The sequence below is a fragment of the Fusobacteria bacterium ZRK30 genome, from assembly GCA_024628785.1.
Classification (GTDB): Bacteria; Fusobacteriota; Fusobacteriia; order Fusobacteriales; family Fusobacteriaceae; genus Psychrilyobacter.
The window spans coordinates 1,310,776-1,327,414 of the sequence record CP102405.1 but is presented as its reverse complement, the minus strand read 5'-3'; the positions used below and the strand labels follow the sequence as shown (position 1 = coordinate 1,327,414).

The 16,639-nt window shown below is 33.7% G+C and carries 19 protein-coding genes; 13 read left to right on the top strand and 6 right to left on the bottom strand.

Translation table 11 applies throughout. From position 1 onward, the window contains the following. Positions 1–9: 9 nt before the first annotated feature. The gene (gene megL, locus NRK67_11450; protein ID UUV17901.1) at positions 10–1,200 is read right to left on the bottom strand and encodes a methionine gamma-lyase; all 1,191 of its coding nucleotides are present in this window, start codon (positions 1,198–1,200) and stop codon (positions 10–12) included. 252 nt (positions 1,201–1,452) lie between these two features. On the opposite strand from megL, the gene NRK67_11445 reads away from it, so the two are divergent. From NRK67_11445 to NRK67_11415, 7 genes are all read left to right on the top strand, one after another. Next, on the top strand, positions 1,453–2,274 hold the full coding sequence (locus NRK67_11445) for a M23 family metallopeptidase (GenBank protein ID UUV17900.1): 822 nt from the start codon (positions 1,453–1,455) through the stop codon (positions 2,272–2,274). Between the two features lie 150 nt (positions 2,275–2,424). Further along, complete coding sequence (gene yqeB, locus NRK67_11440; GenBank protein ID UUV17899.1) at positions 2,425–3,222, top strand: selenium-dependent molybdenum cofactor biosynthesis protein YqeB; 798 nt, start codon at positions 2,425–2,427, stop codon at positions 3,220–3,222. Next, complete coding sequence (gene modA, locus NRK67_11435) at positions 3,223–3,948, top strand: molybdate ABC transporter substrate-binding protein (GenBank protein ID UUV17898.1); 726 nt, start codon at positions 3,223–3,225, stop codon at positions 3,946–3,948. It abuts the gene before it with no gap. Continuing rightward, a complete protein-coding gene (gene modB / locus NRK67_11430; protein ID UUV17897.1) occupies positions 3,949–4,623 on the top strand; it encodes a molybdate ABC transporter permease subunit in 675 nt (224 codons plus the stop codon). It begins immediately after the preceding gene. A gap of 116 nt (positions 4,624–4,739) precedes the next feature. Continuing rightward, positions 4,740–5,549, top strand: a complete 810-nt coding sequence (locus NRK67_11425) for an XdhC/CoxI family protein (GenBank protein ID UUV17896.1) — start codon at positions 4,740–4,742, stop codon at positions 5,547–5,549. Positions 5,550–5,559: 10 nt separating this feature from the next. Continuing rightward, entirely contained in the window at positions 5,560–6,576 is a 1,017-nt protein-coding gene (locus NRK67_11420; protein UUV17895.1) for a molybdopterin-binding protein, read from the top strand. Between the two features lie 73 nt (positions 6,577–6,649). Further along, on the top strand, positions 6,650–6,997 hold the full coding sequence (locus tag NRK67_11415) for a RidA family protein (GenBank protein UUV17894.1): 348 nt from the start codon (positions 6,650–6,652) through the stop codon (positions 6,995–6,997). Between the two features lie 63 nt (positions 6,998–7,060). Here the strand turns inward: NRK67_11415 and NRK67_11410 are convergent, their stop codons facing one another. From NRK67_11410 to NRK67_11400, 3 genes are all read right to left on the bottom strand, one after another. After that, positions 7,061–7,954 carry an IS3 family transposase gene (locus NRK67_11410; protein UUV17893.1) on the bottom strand — a complete coding sequence of 298 codons (894 nt, stop codon included), beginning with the start codon at positions 7,952–7,954 and terminating at the stop codon, positions 7,061–7,063. Beyond that, a complete protein-coding gene (locus NRK67_11405) occupies positions 7,918–8,172 on the bottom strand; it encodes a transposase (protein UUV17892.1) in 255 nt (84 codons plus the stop codon). Before NRK67_11405 ends, NRK67_11410 begins: the two co-directional genes overlap by 37 nt. 146 nt (positions 8,173–8,318) lie before the next feature. After that, the gene (locus NRK67_11400; protein ID UUV17891.1) at positions 8,319–9,182 is read right to left on the bottom strand and encodes a LysR family transcriptional regulator; all 864 of its coding nucleotides are present in this window, start codon (positions 9,180–9,182) and stop codon (positions 8,319–8,321) included. 135 nt (positions 9,183–9,317) lie between these two features. Here NRK67_11400 and NRK67_11395 point away from each other — a divergent pair, with 135 nt between their 5' ends. Together NRK67_11395 and NRK67_11390 are read left to right on the top strand one after the other, a co-directional pair. Next, positions 9,318–10,016, top strand: a complete 699-nt coding sequence (locus NRK67_11395) for an amino acid racemase (GenBank protein UUV17890.1) — start codon at positions 9,318–9,320, stop codon at positions 10,014–10,016. Positions 10,017–10,087: 71 nt separating this feature from the next. After that, positions 10,088–10,597, top strand: coding sequence for a type II secretion system GspH family protein (locus NRK67_11390; protein ID UUV17889.1), 510 nt, complete (start codon positions 10,088–10,090; stop codon positions 10,595–10,597). 44 nt (positions 10,598–10,641) lie between these two features. Here NRK67_11390 and NRK67_11385 read toward each other — a convergent pair whose 3' ends face one another. After that, the gene (locus NRK67_11385; GenBank protein UUV17888.1) at positions 10,642–11,649 is read right to left on the bottom strand and encodes an LPP20 family lipoprotein; all 1,008 of its coding nucleotides are present in this window, start codon (positions 11,647–11,649) and stop codon (positions 10,642–10,644) included. Between the two features lie 11 nt (positions 11,650–11,660). Next, entirely contained in the window at positions 11,661–12,320 is a 660-nt protein-coding gene (locus NRK67_11380; GenBank protein UUV17887.1) for an LPP20 family lipoprotein, read from the bottom strand. A 146-nt stretch (positions 12,321–12,466) separates the two neighbouring features. Here NRK67_11380 and NRK67_11375 point away from each other — a divergent pair, with 146 nt between their 5' ends. From NRK67_11375 to hprK, 4 genes are read left to right on the top strand one after another with little or no spacing between them, the layout of a single operon-like run. Further along, positions 12,467–13,159 (top strand): 5'-methylthioadenosine/adenosylhomocysteine nucleosidase, encoded by a 693-nt coding sequence (locus NRK67_11375; protein UUV17886.1) that lies wholly within the window; start codon positions 12,467–12,469, stop codon positions 13,157–13,159. 48 nt (positions 13,160–13,207) lie between these two features. Further along, entirely contained in the window at positions 13,208–14,440 is a 1,233-nt protein-coding gene (locus tag NRK67_11370; GenBank protein UUV17885.1) for a bifunctional folylpolyglutamate synthase/dihydrofolate synthase, read from the top strand. 4 nt (positions 14,441–14,444) lie between these two features. Beyond that, complete coding sequence (locus NRK67_11365; GenBank protein ID UUV17884.1) at positions 14,445–14,681, top strand: hypothetical protein; 237 nt, start codon at positions 14,445–14,447, stop codon at positions 14,679–14,681. A gap of 35 nt (positions 14,682–14,716) precedes the next feature. Next, complete coding sequence (gene hprK / locus NRK67_11360) at positions 14,717–16,621, top strand: HPr(Ser) kinase/phosphatase (GenBank protein UUV17883.1); 1,905 nt, start codon at positions 14,717–14,719, stop codon at positions 16,619–16,621. The last annotated feature ends 18 nt before the right edge of the window (positions 16,622–16,639 follow it).

The window sequence follows — 16,639 nt, the reverse complement described above, 5'->3', positions numbered from 1 at the left end:
TGAATAATCTTATAATTTTGCCAACCCCTGCTCCAGATCAGCTATAATATCATCTGCATCTTCTAAACCTACAGACATTCTAACCAATCCCTCAGTTATTCCTGCTGCTGCTCTTGCCTCCACTGTATAAGGGGAATGAGTCATTGATGCCGGATGCTGGATTAAAGTTTCTGTATCTCCTAAACTTACTGCCAGAGTACACAGCTCCAAACTATTTAATAGTTTCTTCCCTGCTTCTAATCCACCCTTTACATCAAAGGCGATTATTCCACCATATCCATCCATCTGATCTTTTGCTATTTCATGTCCCTCATGAGATACAAGGCCCGGATAATATACCTTCTCCACCATGGAGTTAGTATCCAAGAATTTTGCTACCTTATATGCATTACTACAGTGTCTTGCCATTCTAAGCTCTAATGTTTTCATACCTCTAATCATAAGAAAAGCATCTTGCGGACTAAGAACTGAACCAGTCATATCCTTTACACCTACTAATCTTATCTGAGTTACCGTTTCTAAATCTCCTGCTACAAATCCTGCCACTACGTCTCCATGGCCGTTTAAGTATTTGGTAGCTGAATGAACTACCAGATCAGCTCCAAATTCCATTGGTCTTTGAAGATACGGTGTTGCAAATGTATTATCTACAACTACTCTGGTTCCTTCAGTTTTATGTGCAATGTCACAAACTGCTTTAATGTCTACTATTTTTAAATTTGGATTTGCCGGTGTTTCTAAATAAACTATCTTAGTATTTGGTCTCATAGCTTTTTTTACCGCTTCCAAATCAGAGGTATCCACAAATTCTACATCGATTCCAAATTTAGTTAATCCATGACTGAAATAAGCATAGGTACACCCGTATAAAGTTTTGTCGGCCAACAGATGATCTCCAGATTTTAATAATGTCCACATAGTCGAAGATATAGCTCCCATTCCTGAACTAGTAGCTAACGCCCCTTCTGCTCCCTCTAATAAAGCTAATTTTCTCTCTACAACACTTGATGTAGGATTTCCTAACCTTGAATAGATATATCCCGGTTCCTCCAAAGCAAACCTTCTCCCACCTTGTTCTGCACTGTCAAATACAAATGTAGAACTTTGGTATATTGGTGTAGTTAATGTTCCAAATGGATTTTTTTCTGCTCCTCCATGTATCGCTTTTGTTCCAAACCCTTTTTTTTGAATCTCGTTCATTTTGAAGCCCCCTTAAAAAACCGTTATTTCAACCTACCCCATTTATACAACACTTCCTTAGAAAAAGCAATTTTTTAGAATAAATGCCCTCTTTGATTAAAATTAACTTTAATTTTTATTAAAGATATTATATCCGTTAAAAAAGTTTAACATTCTTCCCTTCATCGGTTTACAGAAACCAATGAAATAGAGTATAATTTTAATAACTATTATTTTTATATCTAATAGAAAATTTAAATCTTAGGAGAGTTTATGAGACCCATACAAAAGATACTTTTTATAATAATAACCTCGGTTATCTTAATATCATGTTCTAACAGTAAGTATTACACTGTAAAAAAAGGGGATACACTGTACTCCATTTCTCAAAAAAGAGATGTTTCAGTCTCGGAATTAAAGGGAATAAATAACTTAGAAAGTAATTTATTATACTCCGGTCAAAAGATATATCTCAAGCCTTCTAAAAATTATAAAGGCAGCTATCATATAGTAAAGTCTGGAGACACACTCTATAGTATTTCAAAAAAATATGATGTAAAAGTTGATCGTTTAAAAAAAATAAACAATTTAAAAAGCAATACACTCTACAGGGGTAATAAAATATACTTAGGAAAGATGGTAAATAAGGGAGACCTAAACTATAGTTCAACTTCTTCCACAACATATAAAAATAATTCCAAAAGTTCTACTTTAAAAAACTTTGGACAGCCATTACAGACTATGTCTGTGAACAGCCCCTATGGATATAGAGACCACCCTGTTTTAGGCAGAAAGATACTGCATACAGGGGTAGACCTGAAAGCACCTATAAATACTCCTGTTTACTCTCCCTATAGTGGAGTAGTTACCTATGCTGGTTGGATGAATGGATACGGGAAGATCATTATTATAGATAATGGAAATAACTACGAAACAAGATTTGCACACTTAAATCGAATCTTGGTAAAAAAAGGACAGAGAGTCTCTAAGGGTAAAGTTATAGCTAAATCTGGAAAGACCGGAAGGGTTACCGGTCCCCACCTGCACTATGAGATCAGATATAAAAAACAATCTATGAACCCTATGAAATTATAATTCTTTTATGATTTCTCAAAGTATCAAAAAGAAGACTCCTATTATTTCAGTAGGAGTTTATTTTTTAAGAATATTTCAAAATTAAAATGTCGGCATAAAAGTTACTTAATAGGTTCATTAGAGTTTAAATAGAGGGAGGAATCACTAAAAATGTCTGAATTAGTAATAGTAAGAGGGGGAGGAGATCTTGCTTCTGGTGTGATACAAAAATTTCATAGGAGTGGATTTAGAGTCTTAGTTTTAGAGACAGAAAAGCCGTCCTTTATAAGGAGAGCGGTCTGTTATGGAGAAGCCATATATGAAAAAGAAGTGATCCTGGAAGGAAGTAAAGCTGTCCTGGTTCACAGGATAGACGAGATCGATAAGGTATTAGATGGTGGAGCTATAGCTGTAATTGTGGACCCTCATGGTAATGTAATAAAAAAATTAAAGCCTTTGGCTGTAGTGGATGCTATCTTAGCTAAAAGAAACTTAGGAACAAATCTCCAGATGGCTCCTATTACTGTAGGCATAGGTCCTGGTTTTAGTGCAGGACAAGATGTCGATATTGCCATAGAAACAATGCGTGGTCACGATCTGGGGCGCTTAATTTTTTCCGGTGAAGCCAAAAAGAACACCGGTATTCCAGGAATTATAAATGGCTATGGAAGGGAAAGAGTTATCTACAGTAAAGTTGATGGAGTAATTAAAAATACCAGGAAGATCGGAGATCTTGTAGAAAAAGGCGAGATAATTGCTCTCATAGATAATACAGAGGTCAGATCCCCTCTAACCGGTGTTTTAAGAGGTCTTATAAGAGATGGATATCAAGTTCCTAAGGGATTTAAGATAGGAGATGTAGATCCCCGTAGAGACGAGCAGCAGAACTGCCATACCATATCAGATAAAGCCAGAAGTATTGGCGGATCAGCTTTGGAAGCAGTTTTATACCTGAGGAGAAAGATTTAGATGATAAAAAGAATATTCCTTGTCCTCATTGTGATCTCATTTCTGATGAGCTGTAATAAGGATAAAAAAGAAAAGAAAAGTGTGACTATAAGTATCGCTGCCAGTCTCACTGATGGTATCGAAGAGATTGCAAAAAACTATACAAGGGACACAGGTATAGAGGTTAGGATAAATTTAGGCGGATCCGGTTCACTCAGAAAACAGATGGAGGAAGGAGCTCCGGTAGATTTTATATTTTTAGCTTCTAAAGATCATATAGATCAGCTTGCAGAAAAAAAGATTGTCGATGAGAGTAAATACCTCTTGGAAAACAGTCTGGTAGTTATAGGAAATAACAAAATAAATAATTTCAAAGATATTTTAATAAATACAGAAAAACCACTAGCCATGGGAGACCCTGATTTTGTCCCGGCAGGTAGGTATGCTCGCGAAACATTGCTAAGATCAGGTCTGTGGAAAGATTTTAAGGAAAATATCCTCCTGACCAAAGATGTCAGATCAGCACTTTTCTATGTGAAGATAGGTGAGGTAGATTACTCTATAGTTTATAAAACTGATGCTCTCCTCCTAAAGGATAAAGAGATCTATTATATCGACAATGACTTACACTCCCCAATAGTATATGGGTCAGGAGTAAAAGCGGATAGTATTTCAGGAAAAAATTTCAGCGATTACCTGATTAAAAATATAGAAATTTTTAAAAAATATGGATTTAAGGTGAGATAGATGATATTCGAAGCAAGTAAGTTATCTTTAAAAATAGCTCTTTTATCTACACTTATAACTATAATTTTAAGTTTTATCCTGGCACTCTTTATCTCTAAAGGGAACCGAAAAAGAGATAAACTGATTGAAGGGTTTATAAGTTTCCCACTATTTTTTCCCCCTTCGGTTTTAGGGTATATACTCCTCATCCTCCTGGGAAAAAATGGAATTTTAGGCAGATTCTTAGCTATCTACGGAATAGAGGTGATATTTACATGGAAAGCAGGGGTCATTGCATGTGTTCTTGTCTCCCTTCCTATGGCATACCAATGTATTAAAGCAGGTTTTTTAGAGATAGACCGAGAGCATATAGAAGCAGCCTTTGAAATGGGAGCTACTAAGTTAGAGATGTGCAGATATATCTTTTTACCCCTGATCAGAAAAAATATTGGAGCCGGTGCAGTCCTTTCCTTCGGCAGATCTTTTGGGGAATTTGGGGCTACTCTCATGATCGCCGGGAATATCCCAGGAAAAACCCAAACCATACCTATGGCTATCTATTATGCAGTGGAAAGAGGAGATAATCATTCAGCTAATATCCTTCTAATTATAGTAACCTGTATCAGTTTTGCTGTCATGTGGTGTTATAACCACTATTGGTTAAATAATAGTTCTAAACAGAGAGACCACTCTTAATTTCTTCTCCCAAAACTATAACAGAAGATAATTACATTCAAAATAAAGTAAGAATTAAATAAAACGTTATAATATGAATCAAATAGATTTTAGATAAAGTAAAACAGGAGGGAAGTATGGAAGGTAAAATCATGCAGGAGATAGCCAAAAGGATAGATAGCGGAGAAAAAGTGGCCCTAGTAACTCTTATAGGTGTAAATGGGTCTAGCCCTGGAAAATCTGGCAGCATTATGGGAGTTTTTTCCGATAGAACAACTCTAGGTACAATAGGTGGCGGAAACTTAGAATTTCAAGTGATCAATTCTGCTGTAGAAGCTATGGAAATCGGTAAAAATAGGGAGTTTGAATTTACATTAGCAGCAGATGGCAGTCTGGATATGATCTGTGGTGGAAAGGTCAAGGGATATATCAAGGTCTTTCAAAGGAGAAAAAAGTTGATTATAGCTGGTGGGGGACACCTGGGGATAGACCTCTATAAACTGGGAAAATACCTCAATATGTATACTGTAATAATAGACGATAGGGAGGAATACGTGACCGAGGAGAGATTTCCTAAAGCCGACGAGCTTCTCTGTGGAGATATAGGAAAAATATTAAAAGATTATCCATTAGATGACAGCTCCTACCTCGTTATAGTAACCCGTGGACATCTTGGTGATAAAAGCGCATTAAAAGCTGTTGTAGGACGAAAAACAGCCTATGTAGGTATGATTGGAAGTCGAAAAAAAGTGGTTGAAAGTTATAGAGACCTTATAGATGAAGGGATAGAAAAAAGCGATCTCTTAAAGATCTATTCTCCTGTGGGGTTGGATATATCAACTGGTGAACCTGCTGAAATTGCTTTGGGGATAATGGCAGAGGTATTAAAAGTAAAAAATAACGGGACAGGAAAACATATGAGAGAAGTCAAAACCATAAAATTATAGGAGCTGAGTTATGAAGAGGATAGATACAAAAGATGCAGTCGGCCATGTTATTTCCCATGACATAACAGAGATAATCCCAGGGAAATTTAAGGGACGAGCCTTTAAAAAGGGGCATATAATCAGAGAAGAGGACATCGATAAACTCCTGAAATTGGGAAAGGAGCATATCTATATCTTTGAAATTGGGGAAGACCAACTCCATGAAAATGATGCCGCATTAATTTTAGGTGAGATCGGCTGTGGAGAAAATATCTATTTAAGCGAAGATATTAAAGAAGGTAAGATAGAATTCTATGCAGAAGCTGACGGACTGCTTAAAATAAATAAAGAAAAACTTTTTGAATTGAATATGTTAGGCCAAATCTCCTTTGCTACACTCCCTGAAAATACCCCTGTAAAAAAAGGAGATAAGATAGCTGGGGCAAGGGTAATTCCCCTTATTATAAAAAAAGAAAAGATGGAGTCAGCTAAACAAATAACTCCTTATAAATTAATAGATGTAAAAGAATTTAAAAAGATGGATATCGGTATAGTAACTACAGGAAGTGAGATCTTTCATAAAAGGATAGTGGATAAGTTCGGACCTGTAGTTGAAAAAAAAGTGACTGAATATGATTGCAATGTAATCGGCCAGATTGTAGTAACCGATGATAAAGATATGATAAAGAATGCCATTAAAACTCATATAAATAATGGAGCAAATATGGTAATATGTACAGGCGGCATGTCTGTAGATCCAGATGATCTCACCCCTAGTTCTATAATTGAATTGGGAGGAGAGTTGGTAAGTTATGGATCCCCGGTACTTCCCGGCTCCATGTTTCTGCTTTCATATTTGGATGGGGTTTCAATTATGGGGCTTCCCGGCTGTGTGATGTATTGTAAAAAAACTGTATTTGATCTGGTCTTACCTCGAGTTCTCAGCGGAGAAAAATTAAGTATAGAGGATATTATGAGATATGGTCATGGTGGTCTTTGTCAAGATTGCGATATATGCAGATACCCAAATTGCAGTTTCGGCAAATAAAAGATAAAGCAACAACTCTGGTCTGGCTATGATAGACTAGAGATAAAAATAAATAAAAAGGTGGAGAAATAATATGGAAATCAAAAGATATGAAACTAACAAAAGAACAAGTAAGGTAGTTGTACATAACAACACAGTATATCTATGTGGGCAGGTAGCCAAAGATGCTACTAAAGGAATAAAAGATCAAACAATTACAACCCTTGAAAAAATAGATGAATTATTAGCCAGTGTAGGGTCAAATAAAGATAAGGTCTTATCTGCTACAATCTATGTTAAAGATATGTCACTATTTCAAGATATGAATGAAATTTGGGATAACTGGACAAATGAAGGATTTGCTCCTGCCAGAGCATGTGTAGAAGCAAAAATGGCCAGAGAAGAATTATTGGTAGAAATCTCTATCGTAGCTACAGTATAGTACCATAAAATTAAAAGAGGCTTAATGATACTATACCCTGTCAAGTTCCGATTAATAAAAAAACTAATTCGAATTTAAAAATTGAATAGGTGATTGGTAGTTTAAATCTTTTTGAATGCGTTCAGTGTTGTACCACTGAACGTATTTTTTTATACTTTTTCTTGTCTCAGATTTAGACTGCTTTCCTATCCTTCGTAATTGTTCTTCTTTTAATTGGGAAAACCAATTTTCTATTGGGGAGTTTTCCCAACATGCACCTGGGCGCGACATACTCCTTAAACACTCATTCTTTTCTAAGTGATTCCTATAACTCCAGCTATAATATAATGACCCCTGATCGGAATGGAGAATGCTCCCCCTAAGGTTAACTCCCTTTAAAGTGTTTATTATAAGATCGGTGTCATTTTTATTAGATAAATCATATGAGATAATTTGCTTAGAATACAAATCTTTTATAGCTGAAAGGTATAACCTACCATCAGAACAATTTATATAACTAACATCTGTTGAATATTTACTACGGGGTTTTTCTGCTTTAAAGTTACAGTTTAAAAGATTTTCAGCCATATAAGACTTATTTCTTTTAACTTGAATTCTTCTACTTATAGATTTCTTTTTGCGCGTGATTGTTTTTAAATTTAAGATATTTTTATATCTTAAGATCTTCTTATGGTTAAAATTTACATTAAGTTTTTTCAACAAATGGTATTTAAGCCTCAGCGTGCCATAGACTTCAAAATTGTTTAAATGCTCAACTAATATTAATTCCGCGTGGTCGTCATTAAAATTATTAGCTATAGGTTTTCCCTTTGAAATCCATTTCCTATAAGCTCTAGAAGTTATATTTAATAAACTAGCTAATTTTTCAATAGTATAAACTTTTTTAAGAGAATCAATAATTTGATATTTTTCAATATTAGTTATTTTGAACGGATTTTCATCAATTGAGCAAAGCACTTTTTTAAAATTTCAACATCATCAACTTCACATTTTTTTCGTCCCTGTTTGCTATCTTTAGTAAGGGTTCCATCTAAATAGGATTTCTTCCAATTCGCTAACATTCCAGTACTTTTAACGTTATATTCTTTAGCTAAATAAGAATATGATTCACCTGCAATTAAGCGTTTACAGATTTCAACTTTTAATTCGTAGCTCCATTTTCTATTTTTTGACATAAAAAAATACCTCCTAAAGTTCTCAATTAAATAATAACATAAATGCTTTTTATTTAATCGGAACTTTAAAGGTATTATAATCAATAAGCCTCTTTTTTTATAGAAATTAACTAACTATGTCAATAGACCCAGGATTACATCAATTATTATTTAAAATTTAGTAAAAATGTTTCTGCTACTTCGGACAAAGGACGATTTTTTACCCAGACAATAACAGTTTGAGTTTCTAATTCACTTTCCTCTATTATTATCGATCTCAAATTCTTATTGGGCATAAGTTTAGCTGCACTTTTAGGTACTATTCCTATCCCCATCCCGGTATATGTCCATAAAAGGATGGATTTACTGTCTTCTCCCTCACAGATAATATTAGGCTGAAACCCTACTTGGTGACAGCTGGAAGTAATTAAATTTTCAAATCTTTTATCTAATATTATAGGTTTATCCTTTAGTTCTTTTAAAGATATAGATTTTAAAGAACTTGGAAAAAACAGGTCCTCCCTGGCTACTGCAACCATAGGTTCCTTAGGCATATATATAAGATTGAAATTTTCTGTATTAAATGGTGTTCTCACTATCCCAATCTCAATCATCCCATTGTTTAACAGGTCCAAAATCTTGTATGTATTTCCCTCCTTCATTTGGAAATTAATCTCAGGATATTCCTTATAGAAATTATGAATTTGTTCTGGCAGAAGCATGGCTCCTGCTGAAGAAACAAATCCAATGGAAAGAATTCCCTTAACTCCTAAATTTAAATTTTTAATCTCCTTTGCAGAAGTTTCCATTAGTTCAATAATCTGTTTAGCTCGATGCTGTAATAGTTTACCGGCTTCAGTAAGCTTCATCTTTCGAGTACTTCTCTCTAACAGGGTTACCCCTAATTCCTCCTCCAATAATTTTAACTGCTGACTCAATGGGGGCTGGGAAATATATAGTTTTTTTGCTGCTTTAGTTATATTTTTTGCCTCTGCAATGGCTAAAAAATATTTTAATTGTCTGATATCCATATGAGTTCTCCCTTCTACGATTTTTTTATTTATATCTATATCATATCAATATGATATCTTTAATATCTTTTCATTTTATATATATTTTTAGTATAATTATATCAAATAATTAACCGAATGAATAGGGGAGGTCAAATGATGAAGATAGCAGGAGTTTTAGGTGGGATGGGACCCATTGCCACAATTGACCTATTAAATAAGATAGTAGAATATACCGATGCAAAAAAAGACAGCGATCATATCCATACTTTAGTGGATAGTTATACAGAGATTCCCGATAGAACTGCCTATATTTTAGGGCAGGGTGAAAATCCTGAAAAGCACCTCATAGATTCAGCTTTAAAATTAGAAGCTATGGGTGCTAGTTTTATAGTTATGCCATGCAATACTGCTCATTATTTTTATGAAAAAGTCTGTGGTGCAGTAAAGATCCCCTTTATAAATATGATAGATGAGGTAGCCAAAGAATTAGATGGTGTTAAAAAAGTCGGGCTTTTGGCAACAAAAGGAACCTACAAAGGACATATCTACGAAAATATACTCAATAGATACAAAATAGATGTAAAAATACCTCCTATGGATATGCAGGAAATTGTGACCGAGCTTATCTACAATATAAAAGAAGGTAAGGATAATATAGATCAAGTTCCTATAGATCAGGTGTTAGATTATTTTTCCGGTTTAGGAGTAGACAAGATTATCTTAGGATGTACAGAACTCCCTGTAGCCTTTAACAGATTAAAAATAGAGGGGAAGTTTTTGGATCCCACAAAAATATTAGCTGTCAGTACTATAAAGTTAATGGGGAAAAAATTAAAGGATGTTAAGAATTAAATTAAAATGACTTTTTATATTTCCATATGATAAACTTTATATAAGAAAATCATATATGAAGGAAAATTTTTATGCAAGATAAAAAATATGGATTTACATTAATTGAATTACTCATTGTTATAGCTATCCTTGGTATTTTAGCCACAACATTAGCCCCAAAGTTAAGGGAACAATTAGCCAAAGCAAAAGATGCAAAAGTTGTTAGTTTTCTGGGAGCGTCAAGAACTGGATACCAGGTTTTGTCTATGGAAAAAATGATTAACAATTCCAACGATTCTGTAGTTCCAACAGTTAAACTGAGCGAAATCCTTGATAAACTAGACACAAAGGCTTCTGCACTTATCAATCACGAATGGGGATGGTTAAGGGTAGGAGGATCAAAGAAAAATTTAACTTCTGAGTTAAAATATAGCGATACAGTTCATTTGATGTCAGGTAGTACTCACGATACCAAAAATATTTTTTATGAAAGTCAGTCTCAGCCTATCGATGAAGTAATAACTCTTGAACCTTTTTCTGAATATACACATAACAATATAGAAAAATACAGTACTGAAGGAATTCAATGGAATAAATATTAAAAAAACCTGGGATATTTACCCAGGTTTTTTTATCTATCTATAATTTATTTTATTAGTGACTTCTTTAATTTTTCCTTCATCTGCTCAAATCCATTTTTTACTGCTTTTTCATAGGCAGCTTCCTTTGAATTTTCGTCGACTCCTTCTCCGGTAGCACTAATAGTGAGTAAATTTTCTACTTTTTTCTTATTATATAATTCCACTGTAATATTTAGTGTCGTTACAAAAGATTCAGGGGTAATCATTTTTTTATTGTAATAAACTGCTGGTTTAGTAGATGTATGATTACTGTTCAACACCACTTTTACCAGAGTATTTACTGTAGAATCATTGTCACTGCTGACAGCTACTTTATCATCGTTTTCCCGCGAGATAGACGCTAACATAGAGTAAAAATAATTATCAAAATACTCCTTGGAACCACCATTGAATTTCCCGCTGCTCTTAACATACAGAATATTTACCCCGCTATAGAGACTGTCACTATTGATCTTCTTCTCCAGCGATTGAAGATCATTTTTTATCTGAGTCTTTGTATATGGCAGGTTATAAATTTTAGTACTTCCCAATATGATAGCCACATTTCTATATGAGTCGAACTCATCATAGCTCTTCAAAGCACTAGTTAAGTAGTTCTTTTTAAGGTTTAAATCTTCTGTCTGAGAAAATTGGGTATAGTTACTATTGATCAGCCCTCTAAGCTCATTGGCTTTTTTCTCATATAGAGATGTCTTTGTTTCATCTAGGGTAGCAGTAGCAGTATACTCCGATCTAAACCATTTTTTCTTGACTTTAAAGTCTACACCTAAAAGATTAGTTTCTGAAATAGTAGATATCCCAGAGGAAACCTCTCTATTCGACTGCCCATTAGTCAGGCTTTTATTACTGGTAAAGTTACTCTTAATGGTCACCTGTATCTGGCTGGACAGATCTGCCAGGGCTTCTTTTTTCGCCGTGACCTCGCTGTTCCCCACCCCTACACCTTCCAAAGTTTTAGAAAAACTTGTGATGGTCATAAGAACACCTAAAAATAATATCATTAATTTTTTCATACTTTATCCTCCTAATTTGTTTCTGTAGTTTCCTCTTCAACTTCTTTTACGTCTTTATCCACTGTAGGAAAGTCTTCATCATTAGAGCTGCCAAAATAAGTATTTAATTCCTTCTCTAGTTCAGCCTGTGAAGATTCAGCTTTTATTTTTAATTTTAAATTTTCGTCAGTATAATTATTTGGATTATTTATTGCCTTTGTTGTAGTCTCGATCAACCTTTCATTATCTACAGTCATCAAAACAAACAATTCATCTTCAGGAGATATCCAAGTTTCTTTGAGAGAAGCTCCCTTTAGGTCTACGCTCACTAATTCCTTTGTTACATTTTCTGAAAGAGTATCCACACTAGTAGATTCTCCTACCCCTATTTTACTGGTATAGGACTTAAATAATCCGTCAACTTTAGTTCTGATCTGCCCTCCCAGGTCAAGTCTTGCACTGGCCATAGCCTCCTTTCTTGCGAAATCAAATCCAAGATCTGTCATCTTGGCTGATCCCACACCGGCAATTCCCTTATCATAAGTCGGCTGAATTACCCATTTAGGATATTCCTTTACCTTTTCATAGTTTACATTACTCCCTAACTCAGGTTTTGTCTCCTTGGCACTACAACCGCCAAATGCTGTAGCAGTTAAAATAGCTAAAATTAAAATAGATTTTTTTATATTCATAACGATACCCTCCTAATTTATATTATATTTAACTTCATTATACATATATTTCAAAAAAAATCCTATTAAAATTAAAAAAAATTGTGTGATTTCAATTTAATTTGTTATAATTTTATAGAATAAATAATTTAGGAGGATATATAAAAATGATAGGAATAATTGGTGCTATGCACGAGGAAATAATAGAATTAAAAAATATGATTTCAAATTTAGAGGAGGAGAAAATACTAGATATTACCTTCTTCAAAGGAACTTTAGAAGGAAAGGATATTGTATTGGTAGAGGGAGGAATAGGTAAGGTAAATTCATCTGTATGCACCACTCTATTGATCGATAGATTTAAAGTAGATCAGCTTATATTTACAGGGGTAGCAGGGGGAACTAACCCTAATATAGAAGTAGGAGACATAGTTATCTCAAACGAACTCATAGAGCATGACTTTGACTGTACAGCTTTTGGAATGAAACATGGAGAGATTCCTAGAATGGAGACTTCTATCTTTAAAGCCGATAAAAAATTGATTAAAATAGCAGAAAAAAGTGCTCTGGAATTATTTGACCAGAAAAATATTTATACAGGAAGAATAGTAAGTGGAGATGTATTTGTAGCTGAACCTGCAAAGATAAATTGGTTAAGAGAAACTTTCAACAGTGAATGTACAGAGATGGAAGGAGCAGCAGTAGCTCATGTGTGCCACCTATTCAAAATTCCATTTGTAATCATAAGATCTATCTCAGATAAGGCAAATGACGATGCTAAAACAGATTTCCAAGAATTTGTAAAATTAGCAGCTAAGAACTCTAAAAACTTAATTGTAGAGATGATGAAAAGAGTATAATTTTAATTTGTATAATTCATGACAAAACAGTTGAAAGGAAGTCAAATTATGAATATAGATAAAACCTTAGAAGAACTTTACTCCCTTACTAATATGGGAATAAAGTTGGGACTAGACAATATAAAAAATATATTAAAATTAATGGGAAACCCCCAGGACAGCTATAAAATCCTGCACATTGCAGGAACCAATGGTAAGGGGTCTACAGCAAGTATTTTAGAAGCCAGCCTATTAGAAGCAGGTTATAAGGTAGGAAAGTATACCTCACCTCATATTGAAAAATTCAATGAAAGAATTGTAGTAGATAGGGAACAAATATCAGATGAAAGAATATGCTCCTACTATAAAAGAATAAGAACCTTAATTGAAGTCAATGATCTACATCCAACCTTCTTTGAGATCACTACTGCAATGATGTTTGATTACTTTAAAGATTGCGGCTGTGAATATGTGGTTTTAGAGACCGGTTTAGGAGGCCGTTTTGATGCAACCAATGTTTGTCATCCTGAAATTTCTATAATCACCAATATATCCATGGATCATGTAAATATTTTAGGTGATAATCTGAATGATATAGCTTTTGAAAAATGTGGTATTATCAAAGACAGCCCTGTTATAGTTGCTGATTCTAAACCAGAATTAATAGCAGCTGTTGAGGAAAAAACTAAAGACTATGTTGATGTGATAAAAAAATATGGTGATGTAAAATTTGAACTGACAGAAGATTTTAAAACTAAAATTTATATAGATAATATGGAATTTAACCTGTCTCTTTATGGAGAGTATCAAATAAATAATTTTTTAGGAGCATATGAAGCCTTAAAAAAAATAGGAATACCAGATCAAAATATACAGGATGCAGTATCTAAAGTTTCTTGGCCTGGCAGGTTTGAGATCTATTCCAAAGAGGATCCAATCATAATATTAGACGGTGCTCATAATGTAGATGCTGCATCTAGATTAAAGGAAAATATCTTATCTAAATATAGAAAGGGAGATATCGTTACTTTGGTCTCTATCTTAGAAGATAAAGACAGAGATGGTATCCTAGAGGAAATTTCAAAATTTAGTGATGAGATAATATTTACATCATTAGAGGATTTTCATAGGGGGACTTCAGGAAGTGAATTAGTAGATCTAGTACCTGATTTTAAAGATCAAATAGTAGAAGATAATCTCATGAAAGCTTTTGACCTAGCTAAAAAAACAAATAAAATTATTGTTATCTGCGGATCATTTTATTTGTTATCCAAATTCAAAAAAACTATTCAAATGAGGTAGAATCATGACGAAAAAACAAGTTCTATTCTGGAGGTTTATCTTAATTTTGATTGTTGTTTCAGGGGGATATTTTATAACTCAAAAGATCTCAGGGAATAAAAGCAAAAGCAGAGATCAGGTAGTAGAGGTAAAAAAAACAGTGAAAGATATAGATCTCAACAAAAATGATGAAAAAACAGTTGAAAAAGAGATAGAACTAAGTATCAGACCAGATGATTTTTATAAAAAAAAGAAAAACTAACTATGGAATAACACCAATAAATAATAGGGGGGCTTATGATTAAAAAATTTGTAAGATTATCAAAATTAGTAAAAGCTTTTGAATTCACTGTAATCTATGGGGGATTAGATAATCTAGAAAGAAAGATCTTACTCCCTACAGTGCATAGAGTAGGAGCTGAATTAACCGGGTTTTTAGTCGAGGGAGATGAACTCAATAAGCAGCTACACGTTTTGGGAACAGAGGAGATGAGGTATATTGATTCCCTCTCCTCAGAAGTGAGAAAGGACAGACTAAAAAAATATTTTTCCTATAATTTCCCTTGTATCATCGTAGCCTGTGATAAGGACATCCATCCTGATTTCATAGAATATGCTAAAAAACACAATAAACCTCTTTTGACTACTAAAAATAAAACTGCAGTTATCATAAGGAAATTAAAATATTATCTCCAAAGAAAATTAGCACCTGAAATAAGGGTAGAGGATCATGTTTTAATCGAAATCCTAGGAATAGGTGTTTTGATAGGCGGTTATGAGGATGCAAGAATTGGATCTACCCTGGAATTAATCGAAAGGGGCCACAAATATATTACAGATGAAAATTTAATCATTAAAAAAATCGGGCCCGATATCCTCTTAGGAGAAAATGGTTTTGATAAGAGTAACGTTAAAACACATTTTTATCTGGGAACAGGCAGTGAAAATATAGATATTACCAATAACTATGGGATCATTGCAACTCGGAGAACTAAGGAAATAAACCTATATATCAACCTGGAGAAATGGGATAAAAGAAAATTTTATGACAGATTGGGAATCGATAAACAATTCGAAGAGATCCTGGGAGTTCAAATTCCTAAGCTAAGTCTTCCTGTACGAAGAGGAAGAAATCTAGCTGTAATCATTGAAACGGCAGCTATAAACGAAAGGTTGAAACAAATTGGAATGAATTCTTCTGAATATTTTTTAGAGGAAACTAAAAAAATGATCGCTTTTAATAAAGAGAATAAGAAAGGTGATAAGATGAATAAAAATATTTTGACAGTAAAAAAAATAGTCGAGGAATTTGATCTAAAAGTTATTACAGGAGAGGAATTTTTAGAAACAACTTATATAACTAAGACTGCACTTCACAACCCTGCTTTGGCACTTTCTGGATTTTATGAAGTGTTTTATCAAAATGGTTCTAAGAGTTTACAACTATTTTCCCAAGGAGAATTAAATTTTTTAAAGAGTTTAGATGATGATGTTAAATATAGAAATTTAAACAATTTTTTTGATTTTGACTTTCCTGCTACGATAATAGCAGATGCAGATGAGATTGAACAATGTTTTATCGATCTATCCAGGGAAAAAAAGAAGATCATGTTATTTTCTGATAAAACTTCTACCCAGCTAACGGCAGATTTAAACCAATTTTTAGAAAAAAAGTTTGCTCCTAAAATCACCATGCATGGAGTTTTTGTTGAGATGTTTGGATTTGGTGTTCTCCTTACTGGTAAAAGTGGAATTGGTAAGAGTGAAACCGCTCTAGAGTTAATTCATAGAGGACATAGATTGATTACAGATGATAAAGTAACTTTCCATGAACATCCCAGTGGAATGGTCATAGGAAAAGCCGATAAAATTCCTTATTTTATGGAACTTAGAGGTCTCGGAATCATAGATATCAAAGCTCTTTATGGATTAGGATCTGTAAGAAAAGAAAAAAGATTGGATGCAATCATAGAACTGAAAGAATTGAAAAGTGATGATTACCTGACTAAAACTTCTACCTCTAAGGGTATCGAAGTCGAAGTTTTAGGTCATCCTGTAGACCATGCAGAACTATATATAAGTTCTGGAAGGAATGCTGCTACCATGGTAGAAACTACTATTATGAACTTAATAGCTATAAAATATGGTTATGATCCTGAAAAAGCATACAAGGGTAAAGTAAGACATCAAGAATTTATATAAGATATAACTAGGGGGGCA